A 23,255-nucleotide genomic window follows, 5' to 3' on the forward strand; every position below is an offset into this window, starting at 1 on the left:
TTTAATCAAAGAGTTGAAGTGTCTATCGATGTAAGTTTGTTCGGATTTACGACGAGATAAACGCCTTCAATCCGCTCACCGGAAGGGTCCAACTCCAAACAGAATACCTCGGACAACTGCTCTTCTTTCATCAACGCGAGTTGAAGCTCGCCATTGATCCACATCGGTACCCATTCTCTTTCACGCAATCGAGTAAGGACTCGCCGTGAGGTCAGGAGTGCAAGCACGCCTTTGTGGACGTTCATCGTTCTCATCACCGTATGCACAACGCCACCGCCATCTGCTGTAAATACAGGCTGATCCCCCAGTAACTCCAGCATGGAAGAGACATCATAACGAAGGAAAGCCGTTGTAAAACGGCTCAGTAATTCGCTTTTGGCTATCATATCCGCATCACTTTGCTCGATCGGCGGCAGTCTTTCGGGCAGATTTCGTCTGGCACGGCTAAAGATTTGACGGCAGTTACTCTCCGTTTTGCCCAACCAATCCGCTATTTCGGAATAGTCATACCGGAACGCTTCACGAAGTACAAACACTGCCCGCTCCACAGGCGAAAGACGTTCCAACATGACCAAGTAGGCGTACGATATCATCTCTTTCTTCTGCATCGTTTCCTCTGGCATGTTATCCACTTCACGATCACCCATCGGCTCTGGGAGCCACTCGCCAACATAACTTTCCCGCTGGTTGCGGGCGGAATTAAGCAGATTCAAGCTTCGGTTCACAACCAGTCTGGCAATGTAAGACTTCGGATTGCGAATATCCTGAGCAGATTTGCTCTGAATCCCCGCAAAGCAATCCTGCACGATATCTTCAGCTTCTACCACACTGCCCAGCATACGGTATGCTATCGAAAATGCATAATTTTTATAACGAATATACAGCTCACCAACATCCAGAGAAGACACTTCTGGCTCATTGGCGTGAGAATTAGAATTCATAAGAAGCCTCCTCTGGCATGGTTCGTGTATTTTTAGTTAAAGCAACCCGGATACATCCCAGTTGTGATCGCAATCCGGTTCCAGTTATTAATCGTATTAATAGCCAGGATCAGATCCACCAGTTCGGATTCACTGAAATGTTCACGAACCTTATCGTACAACGCAAGGGGTACGCCCTGTTCCGAGATTCGAGTCACGGCTTCAGCCAGCTCCAGCATAACACGTTCTTTATCCGTGAAGAAAGGCACTTCACGCCACACACTCAGCAAGAGAATATGATCCGCATAATCTCCCAGTTTCATCAGATCTTTGGCATGCATATCAAGACAAAAGGCACAGCCATTGATCTGAGACACACGAATTTTCAACAACTCGTATAACACTTTATCTTCAAATTGCCCGGATATATATTGCTCCATCGCCATCATCGCTTTAAAAGCACCTGGACTCGCTACTCTGTAATTCGTTCTTAAATTCATATCTCATTCGCCTCCGTCATTTGGTTTACATACTGTAGACAAACGACGACCGGGATCTGTGACATTCTCTGCGAAAATCTTTGTATTCCAGCAGGATATGTTCGACTTAAGAATATTCATACTGAATTCTGATGACAGGACAACCCCCTCCAAAATCTCACCAAAGCTCAAACTCATTGTATACCCTGCAGTCGAACGTTAGTATCCCATTTTGCCTATGTGCATACCGAAACATTTGGTGACCGAAACAACAGAGAAGTCCCCCAATACAAGGTGAAACGCGAGGGTAATGAGTTGCTGGCTGAGTATTGGAGTACGGTAAGCAACTATGGCAAAGGGCACGATCTTGTTGCGCCTGAAGGTTTTCAGTGGCTGCGCGAGTTTCGGGTGTTCCCACCCTTTGCGGCATCTCTTACGGTACATTTTCCAGGAGACGACAAGCTGAATATTCTGAATTGTGCTTCGCCAATCTCTGCTCGTTACACCCGTCTATTCTGCCCCATCACACGAAACTTTGATAAAGATGCACCGTTAGAAGACACGATCAAGTTCAACTTGCAGGTATTCGAAGAAGATCGTGAGATGGTCGAGTCACAGAAACCGGAGGATCTGCCCCTTGATCTGCATGCCGAGGCCCATATTCCCGCGGATCGTACTTCGATCGCTTATCGTCAATTATTAACGGAGATCGGTTTGGGACGAAACTACACATCGTAAATAAATATTATAAATGCAAATGAAAGAAGAAGCGTTCCGCTGTGGACACTTCTTCTTTTGGATAACAAGTTCAAATGAAGTACTAATCATGTATTAGTAATACCATGTCTAATAAGCCATACATTATCTAATCTTGATTATTCGTATTCACAGGAAGCTCTCTATAATACGGGCAACCCGGTTCGTGAATAATGCGGGGATCAACCCAAGTGCCCCAGTACGGAACACGGTTCACGTAAGGTTCCATGTTTGGCTGTGTATTAGGTTGCATGTTGGGTTGTGCATTAGGCATTACGTAGGGCTGATTATTCACATGCGGAGCACTGTTAGAGACAGGGGCAGTTGAAGTTGGGCAATCTGCCGGTGGCCCAATAATCACTGTTTTTTGGATGGGGGCGAGCGCTTCTTGAACTTTTGTCTCTTCAAGACAGTACGTATGAGCCAGAACATTCGCAGGGGTAAGACGCAAGATGTCTGAGCCAAATATCGCTTCAGGCACAGGTGCATCGAAGATCGCCAGTAAGTGCGTATGATCTACAGTAGCCATTTCATAGTGCCACCAACCTTGAGGTACATTAGCCACCTGCCCTGGAGTAATCGGGAAATGAAGCAATTCATTGGTGAACGGATTAATGAGGGACACGACGGCCGAACCGCTGATGCAGTATACCAGTTCGGTTGCATTCTGATGAATATGTGGTTCAACCACATTGCCCGTGCTGAGGAAAATATCCAATAAAGAAGTATTGCCCAATGTGTTTAACTGTTTGATGGAAAGAGAGTTAATATAGTTGTTCTCGTCCTTCTTGAATAACGGATTATTGCTCAAATCGTAAGTAAATTCGGTGGTTGGTAAAGTAAAATCCATGTATGAGGTTGCCAAAATAAAACGCCTGCCTTTCGCTCTCGGTTTAGGTCATAACCTATATTCCAGCTTATGCCCAGCGCCCAGATGCGTGAGCCTATTTCCGCCACACTTCATTCGCATGCCAAATATCCCTGACTCGGACATCCAGAGCAGGGCTTATTGGCTATTAAAATTTTTCTTCGGCGGAAATGTCCTCCCAACTAATCCCTAATGGACTACTGTTCAAATTTACACTTAGAAGCCAAGTCATTCGCTTCACCATGTCCGGCATTCCCTTAATTAAACCATCAGTTACACTCAAATAACGCAGTTTCTTCAGTTGTTCCAGTTCAGGCGGAAGCTCACGTATGCCCGAGTACCCTATATCCAGAGTCACGAGTTCACTCAATTCACCAATCTCGGCAGGAATATGCTTCAGACCAAGATCCGACTTCTCCTTTGGCTTCCACCCAGTAGGAACTTGATATGAACTACCACAATAAATTCTAAGTTCTCGAAGTTGTTTCAATTTCCCAATGTCTTGGTGAATACCTTCCAAATCAGCCGTCATGATCTCCAATTCTTCCAAAGTTGTCAGTTCAAAAAGAGCTGGAGGAAGCGTATAAACATCCTGTTCAAAAATCGTCAACCGCTTCAAGTGCTTCAATTCCCGAACACGTTCAGGAATCTCTTTCAAGTAATGTGAACTAATATTCAGCACATCAGTCTGATGTCTAATCGCATCGTCTAATAAGCAATGAATGTCCTGATGCCGATCTAATCTAAAAAATAACCCCGTGATTCGCTCCATTAGCTCAATTGCTTCTTCTTGTGTAATATGCATGCCATACATATTCTCATGAGCAACAGTGTAGAAGTAGTCACTTCCATCCTCGTTCAGAAAACAAAGATCATCTGGCATTGACGGATATAACCAGTCATGAAAACGATTGGCTTCCTCCTTAAGGATCTGCCCTGATTCCGGCGTGCAACGATATATGTAATAAATCCCCTCTGAATACATGGCGCCACTTTTCATCATCATTTCTTCCATATTACTGCTTTCAATCAGATACGGATCCAACCTCCGTAACACTTTGGCAACTCTTTCAGGTGTACTTTCTTCAGCATACTTTCTGTCAACAACCATAAACCGATCTGCCTTCTCGATCAATTCGTCAATCAACAGCTCATAGGCGGTTCCTCTTGGATCGGTGTGAAAAGCTACGGCCACCCTGCATTTCCCCCTTCATATTTTTATTCATAAATTCAATCTGCTGTATCATCTGATTACACTGTGGCATAGGCTGATATCATCAATCCAGTCATTGGAGGCTTGTTACATGGCATACGGCCCTGGTTCAGTGTCATCCCCGCAACCTGCGGGTTATCCTTACCCTTATCCGTATCCATACCCACCCATCGTTCCTTTTCCACTACCATTTCCGATCGGCGGTCCTTGGTGGCATGGTGGCTATCCAGGAGGCGGTTATCCCGGCGGTGGCTACCCTGGTGGGCACCATGGTCCTTTCCCTGGAGGTGGCTATCCCGGCGGACCTCACGGAGGAGGTCCGGGTGGCCCAGGTGGACACGGAGGTCCTCCAGGCGGAGGATTTCACGGACACCGTTTCTTCCAGTGGTAATCATTAGACTTATCCAAAGTCCAGTTACAGATTAGATGAAGGAGCTGCTTCGGCAGCTTCTTTAGTATTAAAAAGCTATTGTCTAATCGTTCAGGGTCTATATAAATTGGACTAAAGAATATTTACACTGCACACTCCGATGACAGAACAACCTTCCGATCGCTGTTATCCCCAGATTTTTTTTGATTCCTTTTATAAAGGGTAAATCCGGGGATAGCGTATGCTTTCGATGTAGCTTTCTTGCAGAAAGCTTGTAGGCGAACGCTCCGCTTCTTCAGGTCCTTTCTCTCCTCTCCGTTTTGTGTAAATGTTTAGTTCAATTTATATAATACATGATTTAATATGTGATCTCATCCATCATCTTCAGATTATGGTTCGAGATGCCGAGCAGATCCGTGAAAGTAGGCGTTAGATAATAGACAAAGTCCGGATCGTGCACATACATAATAATCTGCCCGTACGTCCCTTCCGCCGTTGGATCAAAATCGAACATCAGATACAGTGAACCTCCTGCTATCGTTGCAAAAGGTATCCATGGTTTGTGAAACAGATACGGCTTGATCTCCGGGTCCAACTGGCTAATTTCCTCTGCAGAATAATACTCTTCCAACTTCTCATCCACTTCACAGAAGTATTGTTTGGTCTCTCGAATCTCTTCCAATGACATGAGATAAAAGGGCGTACATCGACCTTCCTCGGCATCCCCTGGGTATAGCACATGCAACCCGTAACCACTGCCATCCTTGCTTTGGTAAAAGGTACGAAAATCGCTAGGTAGCCTGACGCCATACTCCTTTTCGAATAGATCCAGACTTTCCTCGGATGCATCTTCCCGATGTTGATATTGTTCGAACAATTGGCGAATCTCTTGATCCTGTATTCTCTCATCCAGCAAGCGATTCAGCTCGTCCATTAGCACGTTTAATGATACATTCGGCTCCAGTTTCATCACACCTTCCTATATCAGATCTGTTCTCCTTGTGTATACTTTCAATATTCATTACATTTCCTTCTGTTACTCTCGCTTAAGTTCACCAACGCAAAGGCTCTTCTCCACGCCACAACACATAACGCTCCAGCTCACGAAGGGTACCTGTACCGATCCCGTATTCGTCCATCTCTTTCGAATGAAGATCGAGCACATGCAACATGCCACCATACGTACCTACTGCAAGTTTGGACCGCTCTGGTGATACGGCGAGAGAATAGATGGTACTGCCTACAAAATGACGCCATACTTCTTCACCCTTGTCATTCACACAATACAAATAACCATATGCATCCCCAAGCACCATACCCGCATCTATTTCCACCGCTGCATACACACGTGCATTCTCGTCCATCACTGACCAATCTTCCTTTGTTTCGTTACCCGAAATTGATTCCAGCGGGACCTGTATCGTGACTCCATTATAGAAATGACATGCATTGAACCAGACGTTCTGGTTAATGAATGCCGCATAATGAGGATAGCTGGATGCCGGATAGAGGGAGTATGTCTTGTTCAGCTGACGGTCCATCACCATATGATTGCTCCCTTGGCTACCATAGGCGATCCATCGCCCATCCCGTGATACAGATGCATGTCCCATATCTATCTGTGTATCCTCTAGCTCATACTCTTCGATCTCTGCCAGATCTGGATGCAGCAAGTTCACCTGAGCTTGCATTACCAAATATATCCCGTATCGTGAATGTATGAGTAGTGCTCTGCCTTCATCCATAGGTATAAGCCCCTCTAGTGTTCGTTCGGGATGTTCACAATCCGCAAGTGACTCAATTCGAGGTAAGGCCGAATGCAGCCGAGCTTGAATATCCTCCCAACGGTATGTCGCTATCTCATGCCCTTCCAACCTGCGATCAGGCTGACGGATAACACGAATACCTTCCGGTCCTGCAAGCGCATAGTCGAGCCCATCGGATGAGCAGCCTGCAAATGTATACGAAGAGAAAGACAGCCATCCGTGCTGATCCATCGTATATATCTGACCATTCTCGGTGAAAATCCCCGTATGACATACACACGTTTCCTCATTCAGATAACCTACAACATTGACCGCCTGCATGGAAGCTTGAAACTCCTCATTCAGAGGCCAAGTCGATGCGGGTAGCTCACGTCGAAGCACCTCCACGTCACCGCGGAGATTGGCCTGTCTTACCATACGAAAAACTTCAGTGCTCATTCCGTTTCTGGAGTCTCCCTCCAGCTCAGATTCATCCGGTTGCTCTCCCTGTATACTTCTCCGTACAAACGCATTGACATCCCTTGCATAACGCTTGCCTTCATTGCGCCATTGTTCCGCGATGTCTCCCTTTAACCAGCTCATATGTGGTCCTCCACTCTGCCCTATTCATATGCCGTACAATGATGTGATTGCAAAAACAGACTGATATCGTAATCCGTCGCCTCCTCCGCACCGTTCTTTTCTTCATAGAACAGGGCAACTTCTCTTCCATTCGCATAGTTAAAACGTAAATATCCGCCCATCGAAGCCATAAACAACTTGCACATGTATTCATTCTCCAACACAGCGTCCCACTTAAATTCCGTTTTGCACCTATCGGCCAGTGCCTTCATGGAGCTTCCCTGTTCCGTCCCTGTAAAGTGATAAAACGTATGCTTCCGCAGCTCATTCCACGGTTCATAGTATGATGGTGCTATCGGTTGGTCCTGACGGTAATACCCGCAATAGATCCGGTCCAGCGTTTCACCAAATTCAGTCTCCAAGCCTGTCCACAAGGTAATATTCTCATCATGACGCGGTAGCCACAACAGCCCCTCAATCTCTGGATGAACAGCCAGGAAATCTCCATCCACAGAACTACCAATGGTAATGCACTGCTCAAGTTGATGCTGACTTATGGGCGTTTCATCCGTATGTATCCAAAAATCATATTCAACAAAAGGCTTCAGTACTTCCGGGTCCGGTCTCTGCACATTCATCCAACCCGTGTATGTGCCTTCTCCGTATTGTTCAATCCAGGAACGGTATGACGAAGGTAGCGAGATGGCATGTTGCTGTTCAAATTGATTCAGTTCCTCTGCTGGAACCGGCTTAAGTGCACGGGACACAATATACATTTGTCGACATCTCCCATTCTCAGTTTGATTCATTCGTTATTAGATCTTAGCCAGTTCTTCCTGTACTATGTCAGTCCATACTCCTTTACGATTCAGAATGCGAATGGCAAATGCATCATATCCATGCTTGGCGGTATCAATGAGCAGATAGCGCTCACCCGAGACTGTGTGTTCCGCATATACAAGAAGCGGTGTCGAATCATGCCAGGCAATCAGATCATCTTCCGTTAAGTCACCATAATAAAAAATATGGAATTTATCATGACCATCCGTCGTTTGAAGTTTGCCTTTCCACTCTACCTCATCGGCCTTGGTGTCTTCGTGCTGCTTTGTTAGTCCTTCCAGATATGCAGGTCCGTGTTGTACACCATACTCATTCATCATCTCGCCTCGGATTTGTTCATTCGAATGGTAACCACTTTGTACTCCTCATCCACCGTCAGCTTCACATCGATGTTTAGCTTGTCGCGAAATAACGCCGTAATATTGATATAAGGATCGCGAACAGCTTCACCGCCACCACCATTAGTCGAACGGCTCATTCCCTGATGAATAATGGAATTTACCAGCTGTTTGTCCCCTTTGCCAGTGTTATTGTAGGTGTAAATGACCTGCCCATCCTGATCGTACAGATTCAAGACCGTTGCAAAATCATTGGCGTTCCCATACTGTCTCTCGGTCTGCACATAGTTGTGATCTGTGTGTTGATAGTTTACAGTACCCGCCAGATACGGATTGTCCTTACCGGGCTTCACTTCATACTCCTGATAGGCCAGATTAAACAGGTATTGGATATGATTCATATCAATCCGGTAATAGAGCTGACGGTTATCTCCCTCTTTGTCCATCGCTGCAAAACTGTTAATGAGCGGCCAGGCTTCATAAGACTTGCCATTAACATCAACGGCGAGAGCATAGTCAGATAGCTTGAGCGTAACATTCGAAACACTTCCAACCCAGTTGATCATTCCGTTGTTCAATAGAAGCATGCCCACCGCATTTGGAACATTTCACATCAATCCGCTCTCCCCGTCGAAGAACCGAATAGAAACTGTACTTATATGCACCTTCATCTTCGAAACGTTTCATTCTGTACCCACCCTTCTCCTGAAACTACGACACATACCCCGTCAAAAAATACTCAACATTTACCAATCCATCTTTCTAAAATTATATGAAACTCCGTTCCTTAGCACAAGGAACGAAGGTAAGACGATTGGGGATCACTCTAATACGACTTCCCCAAGTGTGTGCCCCATCACACCCATTCCTGCTCCAATAACGTAATCTATTACTAAATAACGAATGGAATGAAAGAACGCCTGTTTTATAGTTTGTGAAAAACATCACTTGAGTAAAGGTTGTGCAACTATGTTTTCATTACTGAACCTGAATGTATATAAATGGTCACTCGTATTCACCATTTTCACAGCCACTCTGTCTCATTGTAGTTCAACCGATACAGTTCAACCTGTTCACCAGAATGAAATCTCGCCTACGACCATCAGCCAAGCCCCGGTGGACCCGATCATCCGCAAAGAAGGCACCACAGTATATATTGAAATGACTGCCCAGGTTACAGATGTCGAAATCTCCAAAGGCGTGATCTACAACGCTTGGACATTTAACGGCACCGTCCCTGGACCCATTCTGCGAGTGACTGAGGGAGATACACTGGTGTTCACGCTGAAAAATAAAGATTCCAGCTTGCCTCACTCCATGGATTTTCACGCTGTACATGCTGCTCCCAGCAGCAAATTTATTGATGTTATGCCAGGCGAGGAAGGCACGTTCACCTATCCGACCTCTTCACCCGGTGTATTCATGTATCACTGTGGAACCAAACCAGTCCTTGCCCATATCGCGAACGGTATGTATGGCATGATTATTGTTGAACCCAAGGCTGGATATCCTTCTGATCACATGGTTGATCGTGAATATACCCTTGTTCAGAGTGAATGGTATAAAGAACATGATTACGAAGCCTTTTTGAACGGGGAACCGGAATATGTCGTATTTAACGGCAATGATTATGGATTGACCAAGCACCCCCTGCTAGCCAAAGTAGGAGATACAGTGCGGATCTATGTCAGTAATGCCGGGCCCAATGAAGTCTCATCCTTCCACATTGTCGGGACAATCATGGACCGTGTGTATACCGATGGTAACCCACGTAACATCCAGTATGGAATACAGACGGTTATGCTTCCCGCAAGTGGTGGAGCTGTCGTAGAGTTCACCGTAACCGAAGAAGGCGATTATGCGATTGTAACCCATCAGTTCAATCATGTAGCCAAAGGAGCTTCCGCTGTTCTCCGTGTAACCAAGGACGGTACTGATCATGGCGGACCCGCAATGTCTCATTGAGACATGACAATGGCTATACCCATCCTGAACCATTCGAGGTGATTAAACGATGATCTGTGCGCATGAAGCGAAAGATGCCTGTTTCTCCAAAGTATCTCTGTTCCAGCATCTTGATCCATCCGAATCCGCATTGCTGACCTCCCTTCTGCATACCCGTACATATAACAAAGGGGAAGTTGTCGTACAGGAGGGCGAACGTTCAGATACGCTTTATGTGGTTCATCAGGGATGTGTGAAGTTATCCAAATACAACGAAAATGGCAAGGAACATATTATCCGATTTCTGTTTCCCGGAGATTTCTTTGGACAAGATTCCCTGTTACATCAAACAGCACATGCGGCGAACGCCGAAATTCTGGAGCCTTCGGCCATCTGCTCCATTAGCAAGCATGACTTTGACCAGTTACTTGAACATGATCCGAAGGTTGCTTACCATTTCCTGCTTGCCATTTCCAATCTTCTCCGTGAAACAGATGAATGGAACAGTTCACTCAGTGCGATGACAACGGAACAGAAGATTGCCAAGTTGCTTTTGTATTTCCATACCCGAAATCATGCAAGGCATGAGATCCGCTTGCCTGTTTTCAAAAAAGATATGGCTCTGTTACTCGGTATTACACCCGAAACACTTAGTCGTAAACTCGCCATAATGCAGACCCAGGGACTGCTTCAGGTTACAGGGAACTGCATCCTTATTCTTCAACTGGAGCAGCTTAGGGAAAAGGTTGCCTACTGAACTAAAGATTTGACACTAACACTGAGATGACAGAATAACAGCGTATTTGGACAAGTAATGTAATTCACATTAGATGTGAGTATCGTCACAGTGCGGGATTGCGTTAGCGTATACAGTTAAGAAAAGATCTACAGGAGGGTTTATGCGATGAATACGGTTGTTAAAATGGACAAACAGATCATTATGCACAAAATGCAGGAGTTATGTTCACTGTTGTTACAGGATGAAGGATACAAAGAGATGCGAGATATGATTGATCAGTTTGCGGCAGATGAGCAGGCCACAGCCCAGTATGAGCGTTTTATGGAAAAACATCAGGCACTGGAGGAGAAAGAACGGCAGAATATCGAATTGCTAGCCTCTGAAATTCAGGTATATGAAGAGGAAGAACGTGCTCTTTATGATCATCCCCTCATTCGACGGTTCATCTATGCACAACGCGAGTTCAGCCAGCTGCATCAGCAGATCAGTCACTATTTCACGAAATCCGTGGAAATGAACCGTCTACCCGAAGCGAATGAACTGGGGAAAGAAGCTTGCGGGTGTGGAGGAAGCTGTTCCAACAACCACTAAGGACATCTTTTGTTTAAATATTAAAAAAGAGTATCCGATCAGAAATCATCTGTTCGGATACTCTTTTTTATATAAATTCAACTAATATTTACACAAAAACGGAGAGGACAGAAATAAGCTGAAGAAGCAAAGCGTGCGCCTTAAAGCTTTCTGAAAGAAAGCTGCATCGGAAGCATAAGCTATCACCGGATTTTCCCATTTAGAAAAGGAACCAAAAAAATCAGGGGATAACAGCGATCGGAAGCTTATTCTGTCATCGGAGTAGTTCGTGTTAATACTCTTTAGTTCAATTTATGTACCTGTAGTCATCCACAGATCCAACAATAGTGATACGAGCAATCCCATGGATGCAATCAAACCCACGTGCCGAGATGAGCAGGTCAAACAAGGTATACACGACGGCACCCGCTGTAAAACCAATGGCTGTAGGAATAATCCCTCCATCATTCAGCGCATTCCGAGTAGTTCAAAGGTAGCTGCCCCGATTAATGTACCTGTCCCAAAAGCCATGATCCATCCGATGACTCGTTTGGGAATATTTAGAAACAGCGCTGCAAGTGCACCAATGACAAAATCGCTGAGGCAGAGATGCCGCCCCACATGAATGCAGTCCACATCCGGGCCGACTCCTCTCTTGTTCAATAATCTTCTATCATTCCATTAACCCTTGCCGACGAATCAAAAACAATCCTGTGACGTTGTGACCTATATCACCTGCTGTGTTCAAAAATCACGCTATGATGAAATGATGCGAATTACAACAGAACAGACCAGATCAGGAACTGCACGGCTCCAATAATTTCAATGATACCGACCTTCATAGGGCGCATCGTTCTGCCTGCATATATGAAGGTGCGCACAGCGGAATAGACATACGCCAAAGACATCCATGGATACCCGATCACCATGGGTATAATGATTAGAAGGATATGTACCATACGAGTTAGCATCAGCCAACGCTTATTCGTTCGCTCACGAAAGACCGATTTCACAAAGAACGTACTTCCTGTAAAATGTAAGAAAGAAAACAAAACGACGATCGCCATTCCATAGTCCCAGTGCCCGCCTCCAATGAGATAAGCAGCTGCTCCCCCTAGAGAGAATACGAGCATGGCACACAGGTCATTGGTAAGCGAGCGTTCTACTTTGTGTTTCACATGCCAGATGTTCACCAGCAACAAGCCAGTCAGTACCGGGCCAAAGAATAATAGTGAGATCTGACCCAGAACGGGTGGGATCAGACAGATTAGAGCCACTGTACCGTAGATTGCCGCCCATTTGTAGAGACGGTGTCGATTGGCATTCTTTTTCAAAGACTGTAGTAAGGGATACGCTGTTAGATATAATCCAAGCCAAGCTACAAATAAGGGCGCATGCAGCCAGTGCGGACCACTTGCAATCACACCTACCAGAAAAGGCACACTAACCATGGCCCAGCCGCCATGTTCATGAGGGATAACGATTGAATGCGTATTGGTTTTCACTTCACAGTTAACCTCCTAGGATTGAATGATGTCGAAGTTCAGAAATATGAACACAGAGAGGAAAGATTCTCATGAGCAGGGTAAACAAAGATTCAGCAGCGGAGTTTCTACAACAGTTCCCCATCTTTCAGGACCTTAGTCCCGAAGAATTAAAGCAGGTCGAAGATATCGTCATTTCCAGAAGCATTCATAAGAAAACGGTCATTTTTAGCGAAGGTAGCGAAAAAGAAGCTGTTTTTTTCATTCGTACCGGCATTGTAAAAGCATATAAAACGGATGAGAACGGGCATGAACAGATTGTCTCTTTCCTCAAAACAGGAGATATGTTCCCGCACACCGGCTTTTTTAACGCACACCCTTATCCGGCTACCGCTGAAGCGATTACCCCTACCGAACTACTGGCCATACCTGTCAGACTGTTCGAACGATTAATGCTGAGCACTCCATCGATTGCGATCAAAATCATGCGTGTACTCGGAGACAAAATACGAGAATTACAGGATAAATTGCAGGTGCTCTCTGGTCAGGATGTGCGCAACCGTGTGCTTTCCTTCCTTCTCATGCTCGCAGAACAGCATGGACAGACGCATGGAGACCAAATTATCATCAACCTGCCCATGACACACCAGGAGTTTGCCAATTCCATTGGTACAACAAGGGAAACAGCGAATCGGCTTCTAAATCAGCTTACAAAAGAGCATTTGATCGAAGTGGATCGCAGCCGAATTATCATTCTTGATTTACAAGCATTGAAGCAACAAAGGGATGCGTGACCACCCAGCTCCACTGGGTGTACCCAAGCCCATATACCAATCTCTGTGTGCAAAAAAGAGACCTTAACGCCTGCAATCGATGTTAAGGTCTCTTGCTGTATGCACAATTACCGATACAAGTATCAGGCGATTGTGAGCTCTGGCCTGCCCATGTCACTGAACATGCCCGCATAATATTTGACTTCGCCTGCCTCATTACGGATTGCCGTAATACTTAGCCATTCCTGATAGATCTCTCCGTTTTTCTTCCGATTCCAGATCTCGCCTTGCCAATATCCTTTTTCACGTAATTCCAACCATAATTGGTCATAGAAACGTTTATCCTGCTTGCCGGATTTCAGCAGACTTGGCTTCTGTCCAACCGCCTCTTCAGCACTATAACCAGTGACCGCAGTAAAGGCCGGGTTCACGGATGTAATAACACTGTTCGTATCTGTGATCAGAATGGCTTCAATGGTACTCTCCAGAATGCTGGCAGATAACTGAAGCTTCTCCTGGTAGAACATCCAGATCACAAGTACAAGACTGACCAACGCGATCTGAGATAAAGCCATGAAACCAATGGCATAATGACCGGTCATACTGTACAACAAAGTCAACATCAACGGAGGGAAGAATCCACCCAGACCCCCCATAGCGGAGATCATCCCATTCGCTAAACCTGGTTGTTTGACGAAATACATTGGCACTAATTTGAAAATGGTTCCGTTACCTGTCCCTGCGCATAATGCCACAGTCAGGCATCCAATGGTATAGATATAGAATGATGGCGCGAAGGATAATACAATCGCTGCGATCGTTAATCCGCCGAATACAAACATTAATATTTTGAATGGATTAAATCGATCTCCAAGCCAACCTCCCACGGGCCGCATAATGGTTGCAACGAGAATGAATCCCGCTGTACGAATACCTGCATCGACTTTATCCATCTGGAAGTGACTTACCAGGAAATTCGGCAAGTATACCGTAAACGCCACGAACGAACCAAATGTCAAAAAATAAAACAAGCAGAGCAACCATAGTTTATTGTTGCGTGATATGGCCTTCAGTTGCTGCATTAAAGGAGCGTTAACCCGTACTTCCTGTTTGTCACCCAGAACGAAATTCAGCGCCGCCATCCCTAATAGTAAAATACTGTAGAGCAGAACCGTCGTAGACCATCCCATACGATCAGCGATCAGCGGGGCTCCGAATGCAGACAGTGCTGTACCCAGGTTACCAATTCCGTAGATCCCATTAACAAATCCATGTCGCTCTTTCGGATAATATTTGGGCAGTGAAGTTACACCGACGGAGAAGACAGCTCCTCCAATACCGAGGAACAATCCACCAATCACCAGATCACTGAACGACGTCGCACGGCTAATCCACCATACCGGGGCCAGCAACAGGACAAAGCTGATCATGAAAATATTGCGTGCTCCATATCGATTCGTCCAATAACCAATCGGAATACGGGCGATCGATCCGATCAATACGGGGATCGCTGTCGCCCATGCAAGCTCGGAAGAAGTTAGCACAATATCCTCTTTAATAAATGGCATCAGAGATGACAGGATAACCCATACCATAAAACCCAGAACCAGACTTGCGGTTTGCAAGGGCAGTTGAACCTTTCCTTTATGCTGCATTTACATCGCCCTTTCCTTTTTTTGTTCCTGATTCGGATACACTGCTCCATCTCTTCTGCGATACAGTACATAACTGCGTTTCAAATACCCCAGTGGCATGCTCAGCATGTGAACCAGCCGTGTAAATGGAAACACGCAGTACAATACAAAGGTAAGCAGAATGTGTACTTTGAAGTTCATCGGTACCGTCTGCATCAGAACCGGATCAGGCTGGAATACGATCAGACCGCGCAACCACGGATTAATCGTTGTTCGATAGTCAAAACCTGTGTGATTCACCGCATTAGCCGAGGTCGCCAGTATTCCGGTGACAATGACAATGATCAACATGGCAAGTGCCATCCAGTCCCCAATGCTGCTTGTCGCCCGCACTCTGCGAGCAACATAACGGCGAACCAGCAAAATGACAGCACCCGCAAATGCAATGATTCCCGCAGGCAGTCCTCCTGCAATAGCCATCAAGTGATATCCTTCATCACTCAGGCCAATCCAGCGATAGAACTCCACTGGAACAAGCAAACCGGCAATATGTCCACAGATTACAGCGAATATCCCGATATGAAAGAGTAAACTGCCCCACTTCAGCATGCGTTTCTCCAGCATCTCACTGGACTTGGACGTCCAACTGAAAGGATTCGTCACATAACGCCAGATCGTCGCCGTAATACAGAAAACAATGACCATATAGGGAAGAGCGCCCCATAACAACAGTTCCAGTGTACTCACCGATTCCCCCTCCTCATCTGGGCAGCGATCTGCATAAGATCTGCTGGTTGTTGGTTAACTGCTTCTTCTTGTTCTGGCACATCCGGGGCAGGAGGCTCAGGAATGACCTGTAACATCAGGCTGAGTAATGGTCCATATGGGCTGTTCTGCCCCGTAATGCTTTCGCTCATTGTGACCAACGCCTTATGGCAACTGGAGAGCACACCTAAGGCATCTTCCTCGGGAGCCTCAGCTACAAATTCAAGCACCATAGGCAGATAGTCCGGCAACTCACTTACTTCCATGTAAAATCCCGCAGCTTCGTATCTGCGCTTCAATTCAATCAAAGCCGGACCCCGATCCCGCTCATCGCCATGAAGAGCATATGTGAGATAGAGATTAGACTTTTTATCAAAATCGAATGTACGAACATAGGCATCCTGCCATTCAATCGAGCTTACCGCCTGTGCTTCATCCACAAATGTCAACAGAATCTGCTTCACCGTCTCATCCGAAATGGACTGTGTGGCTTCCTGAACACCCGATAGTCCCTCTCTCCACGCTGTATCCGGATATTGCAACAGGTAGGAGATCAGTTTGCAGACCATTCTTCTCGTATCCGTATCGTAAACCAAAGCCTGACCTGTTCCTTCATTGGTATCGAACGTCATCGTTGTCATTGTCTCCTTTCCCATCAGAATACCCCACAAGAACCTGGACCACCTGCAAAATCAAGTCCGCAGCTGCCCTGTTCGCTGAAGAGATCTTCCACTTCCTCACGATGGGCTGGCGGGATGACAAAACGGTCATTATACTTCGCAATCGCGAGCAGTCGGTACATGTCCTCCACTTCCTGTGCATCCATACCCACTCTTTCCAGCAATGCCGATTCACTGGTCTTACCCGTCTGCTGATTACGCATGTGAATGCGCATAACTGCCATCTTCCGCAGGACCTCACGGATTCGATCCGTATCTCCTGCCGTAAGCAGATTGGCGAGATACTCCACCGGAATACGCATGTTATCAATCGCAGGGAAAATATCGTTAGCCTCCAGTGAACTTCCCTGTCCCTCTACCCGATTGGTAATCGGGCTAAGCGGTGGAATGTACCATACCATTGGCATGGTGCGGTATTCGGGATGAAGCGGGAGCGCAATTTTCCAATCAATAACCATTTTATAAATAGGGGACTGCTGCGCTGCAACAATCCAATCCTCTGGAATTCCGGCCTCACGCGCTTCGCGAATCACCTCAGGGTCATTCGGGTCAAGGAATATATCCATCTGGGATTCATAGAGATCCTGATCATTTTCAACCGAAGCTGCGGCTTCAACACGGTCCGCATCATACAGCATCAGGCCGATATAACGGATACGTCCCACACAGGTTTCGGAACAGATCGTTGGCAGACCCGCTTCAATCCGTGGGAAACAAAGCGTACATTTCTCGGCTTTGTTCGTCTGCCAATTGAAATAGACTTTTTTGTAAGGGCAGCTCGATACACAGAATCTCCATGCGCGGCATGCATTTTGGTCAACCAGTACAATTCCGTCTTCTTCCCGTTTGTACATCGCTCCGGAAGGACAGGAGGACACACAGGCTGGGTTAAGGCAATGTTCACAGATCCGTGGCAAGTACATCATAAATACCTGTTCAAAATCCATTTTGATCGAATCCTCGACACCCTTCATGTTGGGGTCTTCCATTCCGGTTACATGTGCACCTGCCAGATCATCCTCCCAGTTCGGTCCCCACTCCAGATTCATATATTCGCCGGTAATCTGGGATTTCGGTCTTGCTACAGGTTGATGTTTTTTCTCCGGACTGTTCGTCAGTTTCTCATACTCGTATGTCCATGGCTCATAATAATCGTCAATGGTAGGCTGATCCGGGTTATGGAAAATGTTAAGCAAGCGTCTTACCCGTGTGCCGGACTTCAATTCCAGTTTGCCATTCTTCATCTCCCAGCCACCCCGATAACGCTCCTGGTCCTCCCATTGTTTCGGATAACCGACCCCTGGCTTGGTCTCTACATTGTTCCAGTACATATATTCTGCACCTGGACGATTGGTCCAGGTGTTTTTGCACGTAACACTACATGTATGGCACCCTATGCATTTGTCCAGATTCATGACCATACTGACTTGTGCTTTAATCTTCAAGCCAATCCACCTCCTGCAGTTTTCTTATGATGACATTGAGGTCACGCTGATTGCCTGTCGGGCCATAGTAGTTAAAGCCATAACTTAATTGGGCATAACCACCGATCATATGTGTAGGCTTCACATGAATACGTGTCGGACTGTTATGCGTACCCCCACGTGTCTGTGATATTTTGGTGCCCGGAACGTTAATGTGACGGTCCTGAGCGTGATACATGAATGCCATGCCGCGAGGAATACGGTGCGTCACTACGGCTCTGGCAACGACTACCCCGTTACGGTTGAAACATTCGATCCAGTCGTTGTCGACCAGTCCGGCTTCTTCTGCATCTTCGTAGTTCATCCAGATGGTCGGGCCACCTCGGAACAACGTCAGCATCGGCAGCGCATCATAGTACATACTGTGGATCGACCACTTGTTATGCGGTGTCAGGTAATTCAGTACAATTTCCTTGCCACCTTCGATCGGACGTTTGCTATTCGGATGGAACGGCGTATGCTTCAGCACAGGTTTAAATGTCGCTAATGTCTCTCCGAACTCGCGGAGCATCGCATGATCAATGTAGAACTGCTGTCTGCCCGTCAATGTACGCCATGGAATCAGACGCTCCACATTGGTGGTGAATGGCGAATATCGACGTCCGCCTTTTTCCGATCCGCTGAATGCAGGCGAGGTAATGACCGTTTTCGGTTTGGAAGTGATCTCGTCAAACGTAAAACATTCCTCAGACCGTTCCTCAGCCAAATCTTTCAGATGCAATGCCGTTTTCTGTTCAAGCGCTTCCCACGCACGCACAGCCATCTTGCCGTTCGTTGTACTGGACAAGGTCAGAATGGCCTCCGCAACATTACGGTCTGTGCTCAGATCCGGACATCCTTGTCCAACGCCATCTTTACGGTGCACACCCAGGATGCCCTTGAGTTTTTCATACTCCTCACTGGCTGACCAGGATATGCCTTTGGTACCGATTGGTTTATCCTTCACCACAGGTCCAAGGCTGATCATTTTGTTATATACGGCAGCATAGTCACGTTCCACGACCTGAATATGCGGCATCGTTTTACCCGGGATCGCTTCACATTCTCCCGCGCTCCAGTCTTTGATCTCTCCGTACGGTTGAGCAAGCTCATCCGGTGAATCATGCAACAGCGGTGTAGCTATGATCTCCTTCTGTGGACCATCAAATTGCTGTGCAGCCATCTCAGAGAATACACGTGCAATTTCCTTGAAGGTATCCCAGTCCGAACGGGATTCCCATTGCGTGGCTACAGCCGGATTAAATGGATGAACGAACGGATGCATATCCGTACTGCTCAGATCGCTTTTTTCATACCAGGTGGCTGCTGGCAGAACAATATCGGAATACATCGCCGTACCTGCCATCCGGAAATCCATATTGATCATCAGGTCGAGTTTGCCTTCCGGTGCTTCATCCACCCATTCCACATGCTCCGGGCGCAGTCCATGATCGTCATCATTCAGCAATCCGTTCGTTGCACCGAGCAGATGCTTGAGGAAATACTCATGTCCTTTGCCAGAACTTGAAATCAGATTCGCTCTCCAGACAAATAGTACACGCGGGAAGTTCGCTGGATCATCGGGTTGCTCGATTGAGAACTTCAGATTTTTGTTCTGCAATTCTGAGGCTACATAAGCACCGATCTCTTCCTTCGTCGTTGCTCCAGCCTGCATTGCATCCTGATGCAGATCAATTGAATTTCGATTGAATTGTGGATAAGATGGAAGCCAGCCCATACGCGCAGCCATTACATTATAATCAGCCACATGCTGGAACCTCGGTTCACCCTCAAGCGCCGAAGTCAATTCTCCTACTTGGGTCTCCTCGTATCTCCATTGATCTGTTGCAAAGTAGAAGAAAGATGTTCCGTTCTGCAGACGTGCAGGTCCGGTCCAGTCACGAGCAAAGGCAATCGTCTGCCAGCCTTCAGCCGGACGCAGTTTTTCTTGACCAACATAGTGCGCCCAACCTCCACCGTTCACACCCTGACAGCCTGTCATCAGTATTAAGTTAATGATGGCGCGATAAATGACGTCGGAGTTGTACCAGTGATTAATACCGGCTCCCATGATGATCATGGAACGCCCTTTGGTATCGATCGCATTTTGTGCAAACTCACGTGCAATCTGTACGACAGTCTCTTGGTCCACACCAGTGATTTTCTCTTGCCACGCTGGGGTGAATGGTTTTACCTGTGGTGCATGCAAGATGTCGTCTCCACGATGAACACGTACACTCAACTGCTCCGCACCAGTGACTACTTCTGATGAATCCGCAGAACGCGTCATTTCACGTTCAATTCCGTATTTGGCAAGTACCAGATCGTAGACTGCCGTTACTGTAATCCATCTATCCCCCAGCCAGATCTGGCGTACAGGAATCTGCCGCTGCATGACATGTTTTCCCTCGTCATCAAAATATGGTAGTTGTATGGTTAGAAGGTCGTGATGAACGCCGAGCATGGATAATCTAGGATCAATCGGCTCACCATTCTCCACCTGCTCCATTTTGAGATTCCATGTGCCCTCTTCACCCCAACGGAAGCCCAAACTTCCTTTTGGCATCACATAGGTTCCACTATTTTCATCGTATACAAGTGTTTTCCATGCCATGTTATTGCCCGTAATACCCAGATCTTCCCCAACGAGAAATCTGCCTGCAGTGTGTACGCCGTCCTTTTCTTCCACAATCAGCAGATTTGGAAAGTCCGTATACTGTTTGGCATATTGCATGAAATAGTCCGTAGGCTTTTCAATATAAAACTCTTTCAGGATGACATGGCCCATAGCCATCGCCAGAGCGCCGTCCGTTCCTTGTTTTACCGACATCCATGTATCTGCAAACTTCACATATTCCGCATAATCCGGGCTGATCGACACCACTTTCGTTCCCCGATAACGTGCTTCAGCCAGGAAGTGGGCATCCGGTGTCCGCGTCATTGGAAGATTCGAGCCCCAAACCAGAATGTATCCCGAGTTGTACCAGTCACTGCTCTCCGGCACATCCGTTTGATCGCCCCAGATCTGAGGTGAAGCCGGCGGCAGATCCGCATACCAGTCATAGAAACTGAGTAATGGTGATCCCATCAAGGATAAGAACCGCGATCCTGCTGCATAACTGACCATCGACATGGCAGGAATCGGAGAGAAACCAATAATCCGGTCCGGTCCGTATTCTTTGATCGTATGAATCAGCGAAGCGGCAATAATCTGTGTCACTTCACCCCATGACGCGCGAATTAATCCACCTTTACCACGTACCGATTTGTATCTTTTCACTTTGGCCGGATCATCCGCAATGCTGGACCACGCCTGAACCGGGTCACCATGTGTCTGAAGCGCATCACGCCACATGTCCAGCAGCTCACCACGTACGTAAGGATGTTTGACACGCAGCGGGCTGTACAGATACCATGAGAAACTCGCTCCACGTGGACATCCCCGCGGCTCAAATTCCGGCATATCCGGTCCGGTTGAAGGATAGTCGGTAGCCTGCGTTTCCCAAGTGACAATGCCGTCTTTCACATAGATCTGCCAGCTGCATGATCCGGTACAATTGACTCCGTGTGTGGAACGCACCACTTTGTCATGCTGCCAACGGCGGCGGTAGACATCTTCCCAATCCCGGTTGACCGGGGACATCTCACTCCAGCCCTCCGCACTTTTTTCACGTTTGGCAAAATATTTGAGTTTGCCCATCCAGGGCATGCTTTTGTTACTCATTGTTGTCCTCCCACATATATGACCTGTTGATGCAAGTCGAATCCTGAACTGCTGTTGCTAACCTCCGATTTGCGACATATGTCGCATCGTTGGCGTGCCGTCAATCTGTTGCCCGTTTAAGGCTTTTAACATGTCATGTGTTTCGGGTTTGGCTCCGAGCGCCTTGTAAAATAAATCCTGCACCGCCTTGTCATCACCTACCAGTGGACGAACATTGAACTCATCCGACCAGTAGAGACAAGGTTTGATATTTCCGTCTGCTGTCAGCCTGAGCCGGTTGCAATTTCCGCAGAAATGACTGCTCACCGGGTGAATCAGACCAAAGGTTCCGGCAGCTCCCACAATGCGATAACTATCTGCCGGGCCATTCCCATAAATCTCTCCACAGCTTTCGTACTCCCATCGTGCTCCGCATGTTTCCAGCACGTGTTCGAGGGGCATATACCCTGATCTCCAACCTTCTCCACTTTCACCAATAGGCATGTACTCAATAAAACGAATATGAATGGGTTCATCCCGGGTCATCCTCAGAAAGTCTTCCACCTCATCGTCGTTCACGCCTTTCATCAGCACCACGTTCAGCTTAATCGGATGAAATCCGGCCTTTTGGCTGGCCTTAATGCCGTCCAGCACACGCTGTACCTTGCCGCCCCGGGTAATGCTTGCGAATCGTTCTGGCTTCAAAGAATCCAGGCTTATATTCACCCGTGTTAGCCCCGCAGCTTTCAGCAGATCCGCATAAGCTGCCAAATAGATGCCATTGGTTGTCAATGCGATATCTTCAATTTCTGGAATGGCGGACAACATCGCAATCAGTTGATCCAACCCCTTGCGAACAAGAGGCTCCCCTCCAGTTAAACGCAATTTCCGAATGCCCAGTGGAGCAAGCGCCTTAACGATGGACGTGATTTCTTCATAGGACAGGATTCGTTCTGTCGGTTCAAACTGCATTCCTTCCTCCGGCATGCAATACACACAGCGGAGATTACAGCGATCCGTAACCGAAATTCTTAAGTAATCATGTATTCTTCCAAACGGGTCCATTAATTTTGATTCCATACACGTACCTCCCTTCTCTAGGGTGCTGTCTTCACATCAGCCAAAGGAGAAAGCTGCTTCATCTCATCCAGTGTCATCTTGACGCTAAATATAAGGATGTCTCGCTCGCTGAACTGTGCAAAATATCACAAGAAGTGAAACATAGCGCACAGTTGCACATCTATATATGCTCCGCAACCCTTTTCCAAACAGGATTCTGGTCTAAATAAGGCAAAATTATGGCAAAAGGAAATGTGTGAGCCTGCTCACACAGATCCCTCTTCACGTTTTCTATAATCAAATTGCAACACCACACTATCCCTATTTGGA

General features: G+C 46.8%; 22 protein-coding genes and 1 pseudogene. 6 read left to right on the forward strand and 17 right to left on the reverse strand.

What is annotated here, in order from left to right; all coding sequences use genetic code 11:
- Positions 1–5: 5 nt before the first annotated feature.
- Positions 6–941, reverse strand: coding sequence for a sigma-70 family RNA polymerase sigma factor (locus tag M1D71_RS17385; RefSeq protein ID WP_458122988.1), 936 nt, complete (start codon positions 939–941; stop codon positions 6–8).
- A gap of 32 nt (positions 942–973) precedes the next feature.
- Complete coding sequence (locus tag M1D71_RS17390; RefSeq protein WP_145322272.1) at positions 974–1,420, reverse strand: carboxymuconolactone decarboxylase family protein; 447 nt, start codon at positions 1,418–1,420, stop codon at positions 974–976.
- 219 nt (positions 1,421–1,639) lie between these two features.
- Here M1D71_RS17390 and M1D71_RS17395 point away from each other — a divergent pair, with 219 nt between their 5' ends.
- On the forward strand, positions 1,640–2,137 hold the full coding sequence (locus M1D71_RS17395; RefSeq protein ID WP_458122989.1) for a hypothetical protein: 498 nt from the start codon (positions 1,640–1,642) through the stop codon (positions 2,135–2,137).
- A 127-nt stretch (positions 2,138–2,264) separates the two neighbouring features.
- On the opposite strand, the gene M1D71_RS17400 is transcribed toward M1D71_RS17395, so the two are convergent.
- Both M1D71_RS17400 and M1D71_RS17405 read right to left on the reverse strand, forming a co-directional pair.
- Positions 2,265–3,020: a cupin domain-containing protein gene (locus M1D71_RS17400; protein ID WP_458122990.1), complete on the reverse strand. Its 756-nt coding sequence runs from the start codon at positions 3,018–3,020 to the stop codon at positions 2,265–2,267.
- A 151-nt stretch (positions 3,021–3,171) separates the two neighbouring features.
- The gene (locus M1D71_RS17405; RefSeq protein WP_458122991.1) at positions 3,172–4,218 is read right to left on the reverse strand and encodes a leucine-rich repeat domain-containing protein; all 1,047 of its coding nucleotides are present in this window, start codon (positions 4,216–4,218) and stop codon (positions 3,172–3,174) included.
- Positions 4,219–4,327: 109 nt separating this feature from the next.
- On the opposite strand from M1D71_RS17405, the gene M1D71_RS17410 reads away from it, so the two are divergent.
- Positions 4,328–4,627 carry a hypothetical protein gene (locus M1D71_RS17410; RefSeq protein ID WP_458122992.1) on the forward strand — a complete coding sequence of 100 codons (300 nt, stop codon included), beginning with the start codon at positions 4,328–4,330 and terminating at the stop codon, positions 4,625–4,627.
- 337 nt (positions 4,628–4,964) lie between these two features.
- Here M1D71_RS17410 and M1D71_RS17415 read toward each other — a convergent pair whose 3' ends face one another.
- From M1D71_RS17415 to M1D71_RS17435, 5 genes are all read right to left on the reverse strand, one after another.
- Entirely contained in the window at positions 4,965–5,576 is a 612-nt protein-coding gene (locus M1D71_RS17415; RefSeq protein WP_458122993.1) for an SMI1/KNR4 family protein, read from the reverse strand.
- A gap of 82 nt (positions 5,577–5,658) precedes the next feature.
- On the reverse strand, positions 5,659–6,954 hold the full coding sequence (locus M1D71_RS17420) for a hypothetical protein (RefSeq protein ID WP_458122994.1): 1,296 nt from the start codon (positions 6,952–6,954) through the stop codon (positions 5,659–5,661).
- A 20-nt stretch (positions 6,955–6,974) separates the two neighbouring features.
- Positions 6,975–7,709 carry an SMI1/KNR4 family protein gene (locus tag M1D71_RS17425; protein WP_458122995.1) on the reverse strand — a complete coding sequence of 245 codons (735 nt, stop codon included), beginning with the start codon at positions 7,707–7,709 and terminating at the stop codon, positions 6,975–6,977.
- Between the two features lie 39 nt (positions 7,710–7,748).
- Positions 7,749–8,093, reverse strand: a complete 345-nt coding sequence (locus tag M1D71_RS17430; protein WP_458122996.1) for a hypothetical protein — start codon at positions 8,091–8,093, stop codon at positions 7,749–7,751.
- A complete protein-coding gene (locus M1D71_RS17435) occupies positions 8,090–8,689 on the reverse strand; it encodes a hypothetical protein (RefSeq protein ID WP_458122997.1) in 600 nt (199 codons plus the stop codon). Before M1D71_RS17435 ends, M1D71_RS17430 begins: the two co-directional genes overlap by 4 nt.
- 391 nt (positions 8,690–9,080) lie before the next feature.
- Between M1D71_RS17435 and M1D71_RS17440 the strand changes: the two genes are divergently transcribed.
- The 3 genes from M1D71_RS17440 to M1D71_RS17450 all read left to right on the forward strand — a co-directional run bounded on the left by M1D71_RS17440 (position 9,081) and on the right by M1D71_RS17450 (position 11,385).
- Entirely contained in the window at positions 9,081–10,076 is a 996-nt protein-coding gene (locus M1D71_RS17440; RefSeq protein ID WP_458122998.1) for a multicopper oxidase domain-containing protein, read from the forward strand.
- A gap of 49 nt (positions 10,077–10,125) precedes the next feature.
- The gene (locus M1D71_RS17445; protein WP_458122999.1) at positions 10,126–10,812 is read left to right on the forward strand and encodes a Crp/Fnr family transcriptional regulator; all 687 of its coding nucleotides are present in this window, start codon (positions 10,126–10,128) and stop codon (positions 10,810–10,812) included.
- A 147-nt stretch (positions 10,813–10,959) separates the two neighbouring features.
- On the forward strand, positions 10,960–11,385 hold the full coding sequence (locus M1D71_RS17450) for a YlbF family regulator (protein WP_458123000.1): 426 nt from the start codon (positions 10,960–10,962) through the stop codon (positions 11,383–11,385).
- Between the two features lie 358 nt (positions 11,386–11,743).
- Here M1D71_RS17450 and M1D71_RS17455 read toward each other — a convergent pair.
- Together M1D71_RS17455 and M1D71_RS17460 are read right to left on the reverse strand one after the other, a co-directional pair.
- Positions 11,744–12,002 (reverse strand): annotated as a pseudogene (locus M1D71_RS17455) (ZIP family metal transporter); the annotation flags it as partial.
- Between the two features lie 138 nt (positions 12,003–12,140).
- On the reverse strand, positions 12,141–12,869 hold the full coding sequence (locus M1D71_RS17460; RefSeq protein WP_458123001.1) for a YwiC-like family protein: 729 nt from the start codon (positions 12,867–12,869) through the stop codon (positions 12,141–12,143).
- Between the two features lie 71 nt (positions 12,870–12,940).
- On the opposite strand from M1D71_RS17460, the gene M1D71_RS17465 reads away from it, so the two are divergent.
- Complete coding sequence (locus tag M1D71_RS17465; RefSeq protein WP_458123002.1) at positions 12,941–13,642, forward strand: Crp/Fnr family transcriptional regulator; 702 nt, start codon at positions 12,941–12,943, stop codon at positions 13,640–13,642.
- Between the two features lie 122 nt (positions 13,643–13,764).
- On the opposite strand, the gene M1D71_RS17470 is transcribed toward M1D71_RS17465, so the two are convergent.
- The 6 genes from M1D71_RS17470 to moaA are packed head-to-tail and all read right to left on the reverse strand — an operon-like array spanning position 13,765 to position 22,946.
- Positions 13,765–15,276, reverse strand: a complete 1,512-nt coding sequence (locus tag M1D71_RS17470; protein WP_458123003.1) for a nitrate/nitrite transporter — start codon at positions 15,274–15,276, stop codon at positions 13,765–13,767.
- Positions 15,277–15,960, reverse strand: coding sequence for a respiratory nitrate reductase subunit gamma (gene narI, locus M1D71_RS17475; RefSeq protein ID WP_458127284.1), 684 nt, complete (start codon positions 15,958–15,960; stop codon positions 15,277–15,279).
- A 38-nt stretch (positions 15,961–15,998) separates the two neighbouring features.
- The gene (gene narJ, locus M1D71_RS17480) at positions 15,999–16,691 is read right to left on the reverse strand and encodes a nitrate reductase molybdenum cofactor assembly chaperone (RefSeq protein WP_458123004.1); all 693 of its coding nucleotides are present in this window, start codon (positions 16,689–16,691) and stop codon (positions 15,999–16,001) included.
- A complete protein-coding gene (narH, locus tag M1D71_RS17485) occupies positions 16,676–18,145 on the reverse strand; it encodes a nitrate reductase subunit beta (protein WP_458123005.1) in 1,470 nt (489 codons plus the stop codon). The genes narJ and narH overlap by 16 nt, the downstream gene beginning before the upstream one ends.
- Entirely contained in the window at positions 18,135–21,887 is a 3,753-nt protein-coding gene (locus M1D71_RS17490) for a nitrate reductase subunit alpha (RefSeq protein ID WP_458123006.1), read from the reverse strand. The genes narH and M1D71_RS17490 overlap by 11 nt, the downstream gene beginning before the upstream one ends.
- Before the next feature lie 57 nt (positions 21,888–21,944).
- Complete coding sequence (gene moaA / locus M1D71_RS17495) at positions 21,945–22,946, reverse strand: GTP 3',8-cyclase MoaA (protein WP_458123007.1); 1,002 nt, start codon at positions 22,944–22,946, stop codon at positions 21,945–21,947.
- Positions 22,947–23,255: the final 309 nt, after the last annotated feature.

This window comes from Paenibacillus sp. Z3-2, from assembly GCF_054161325.1.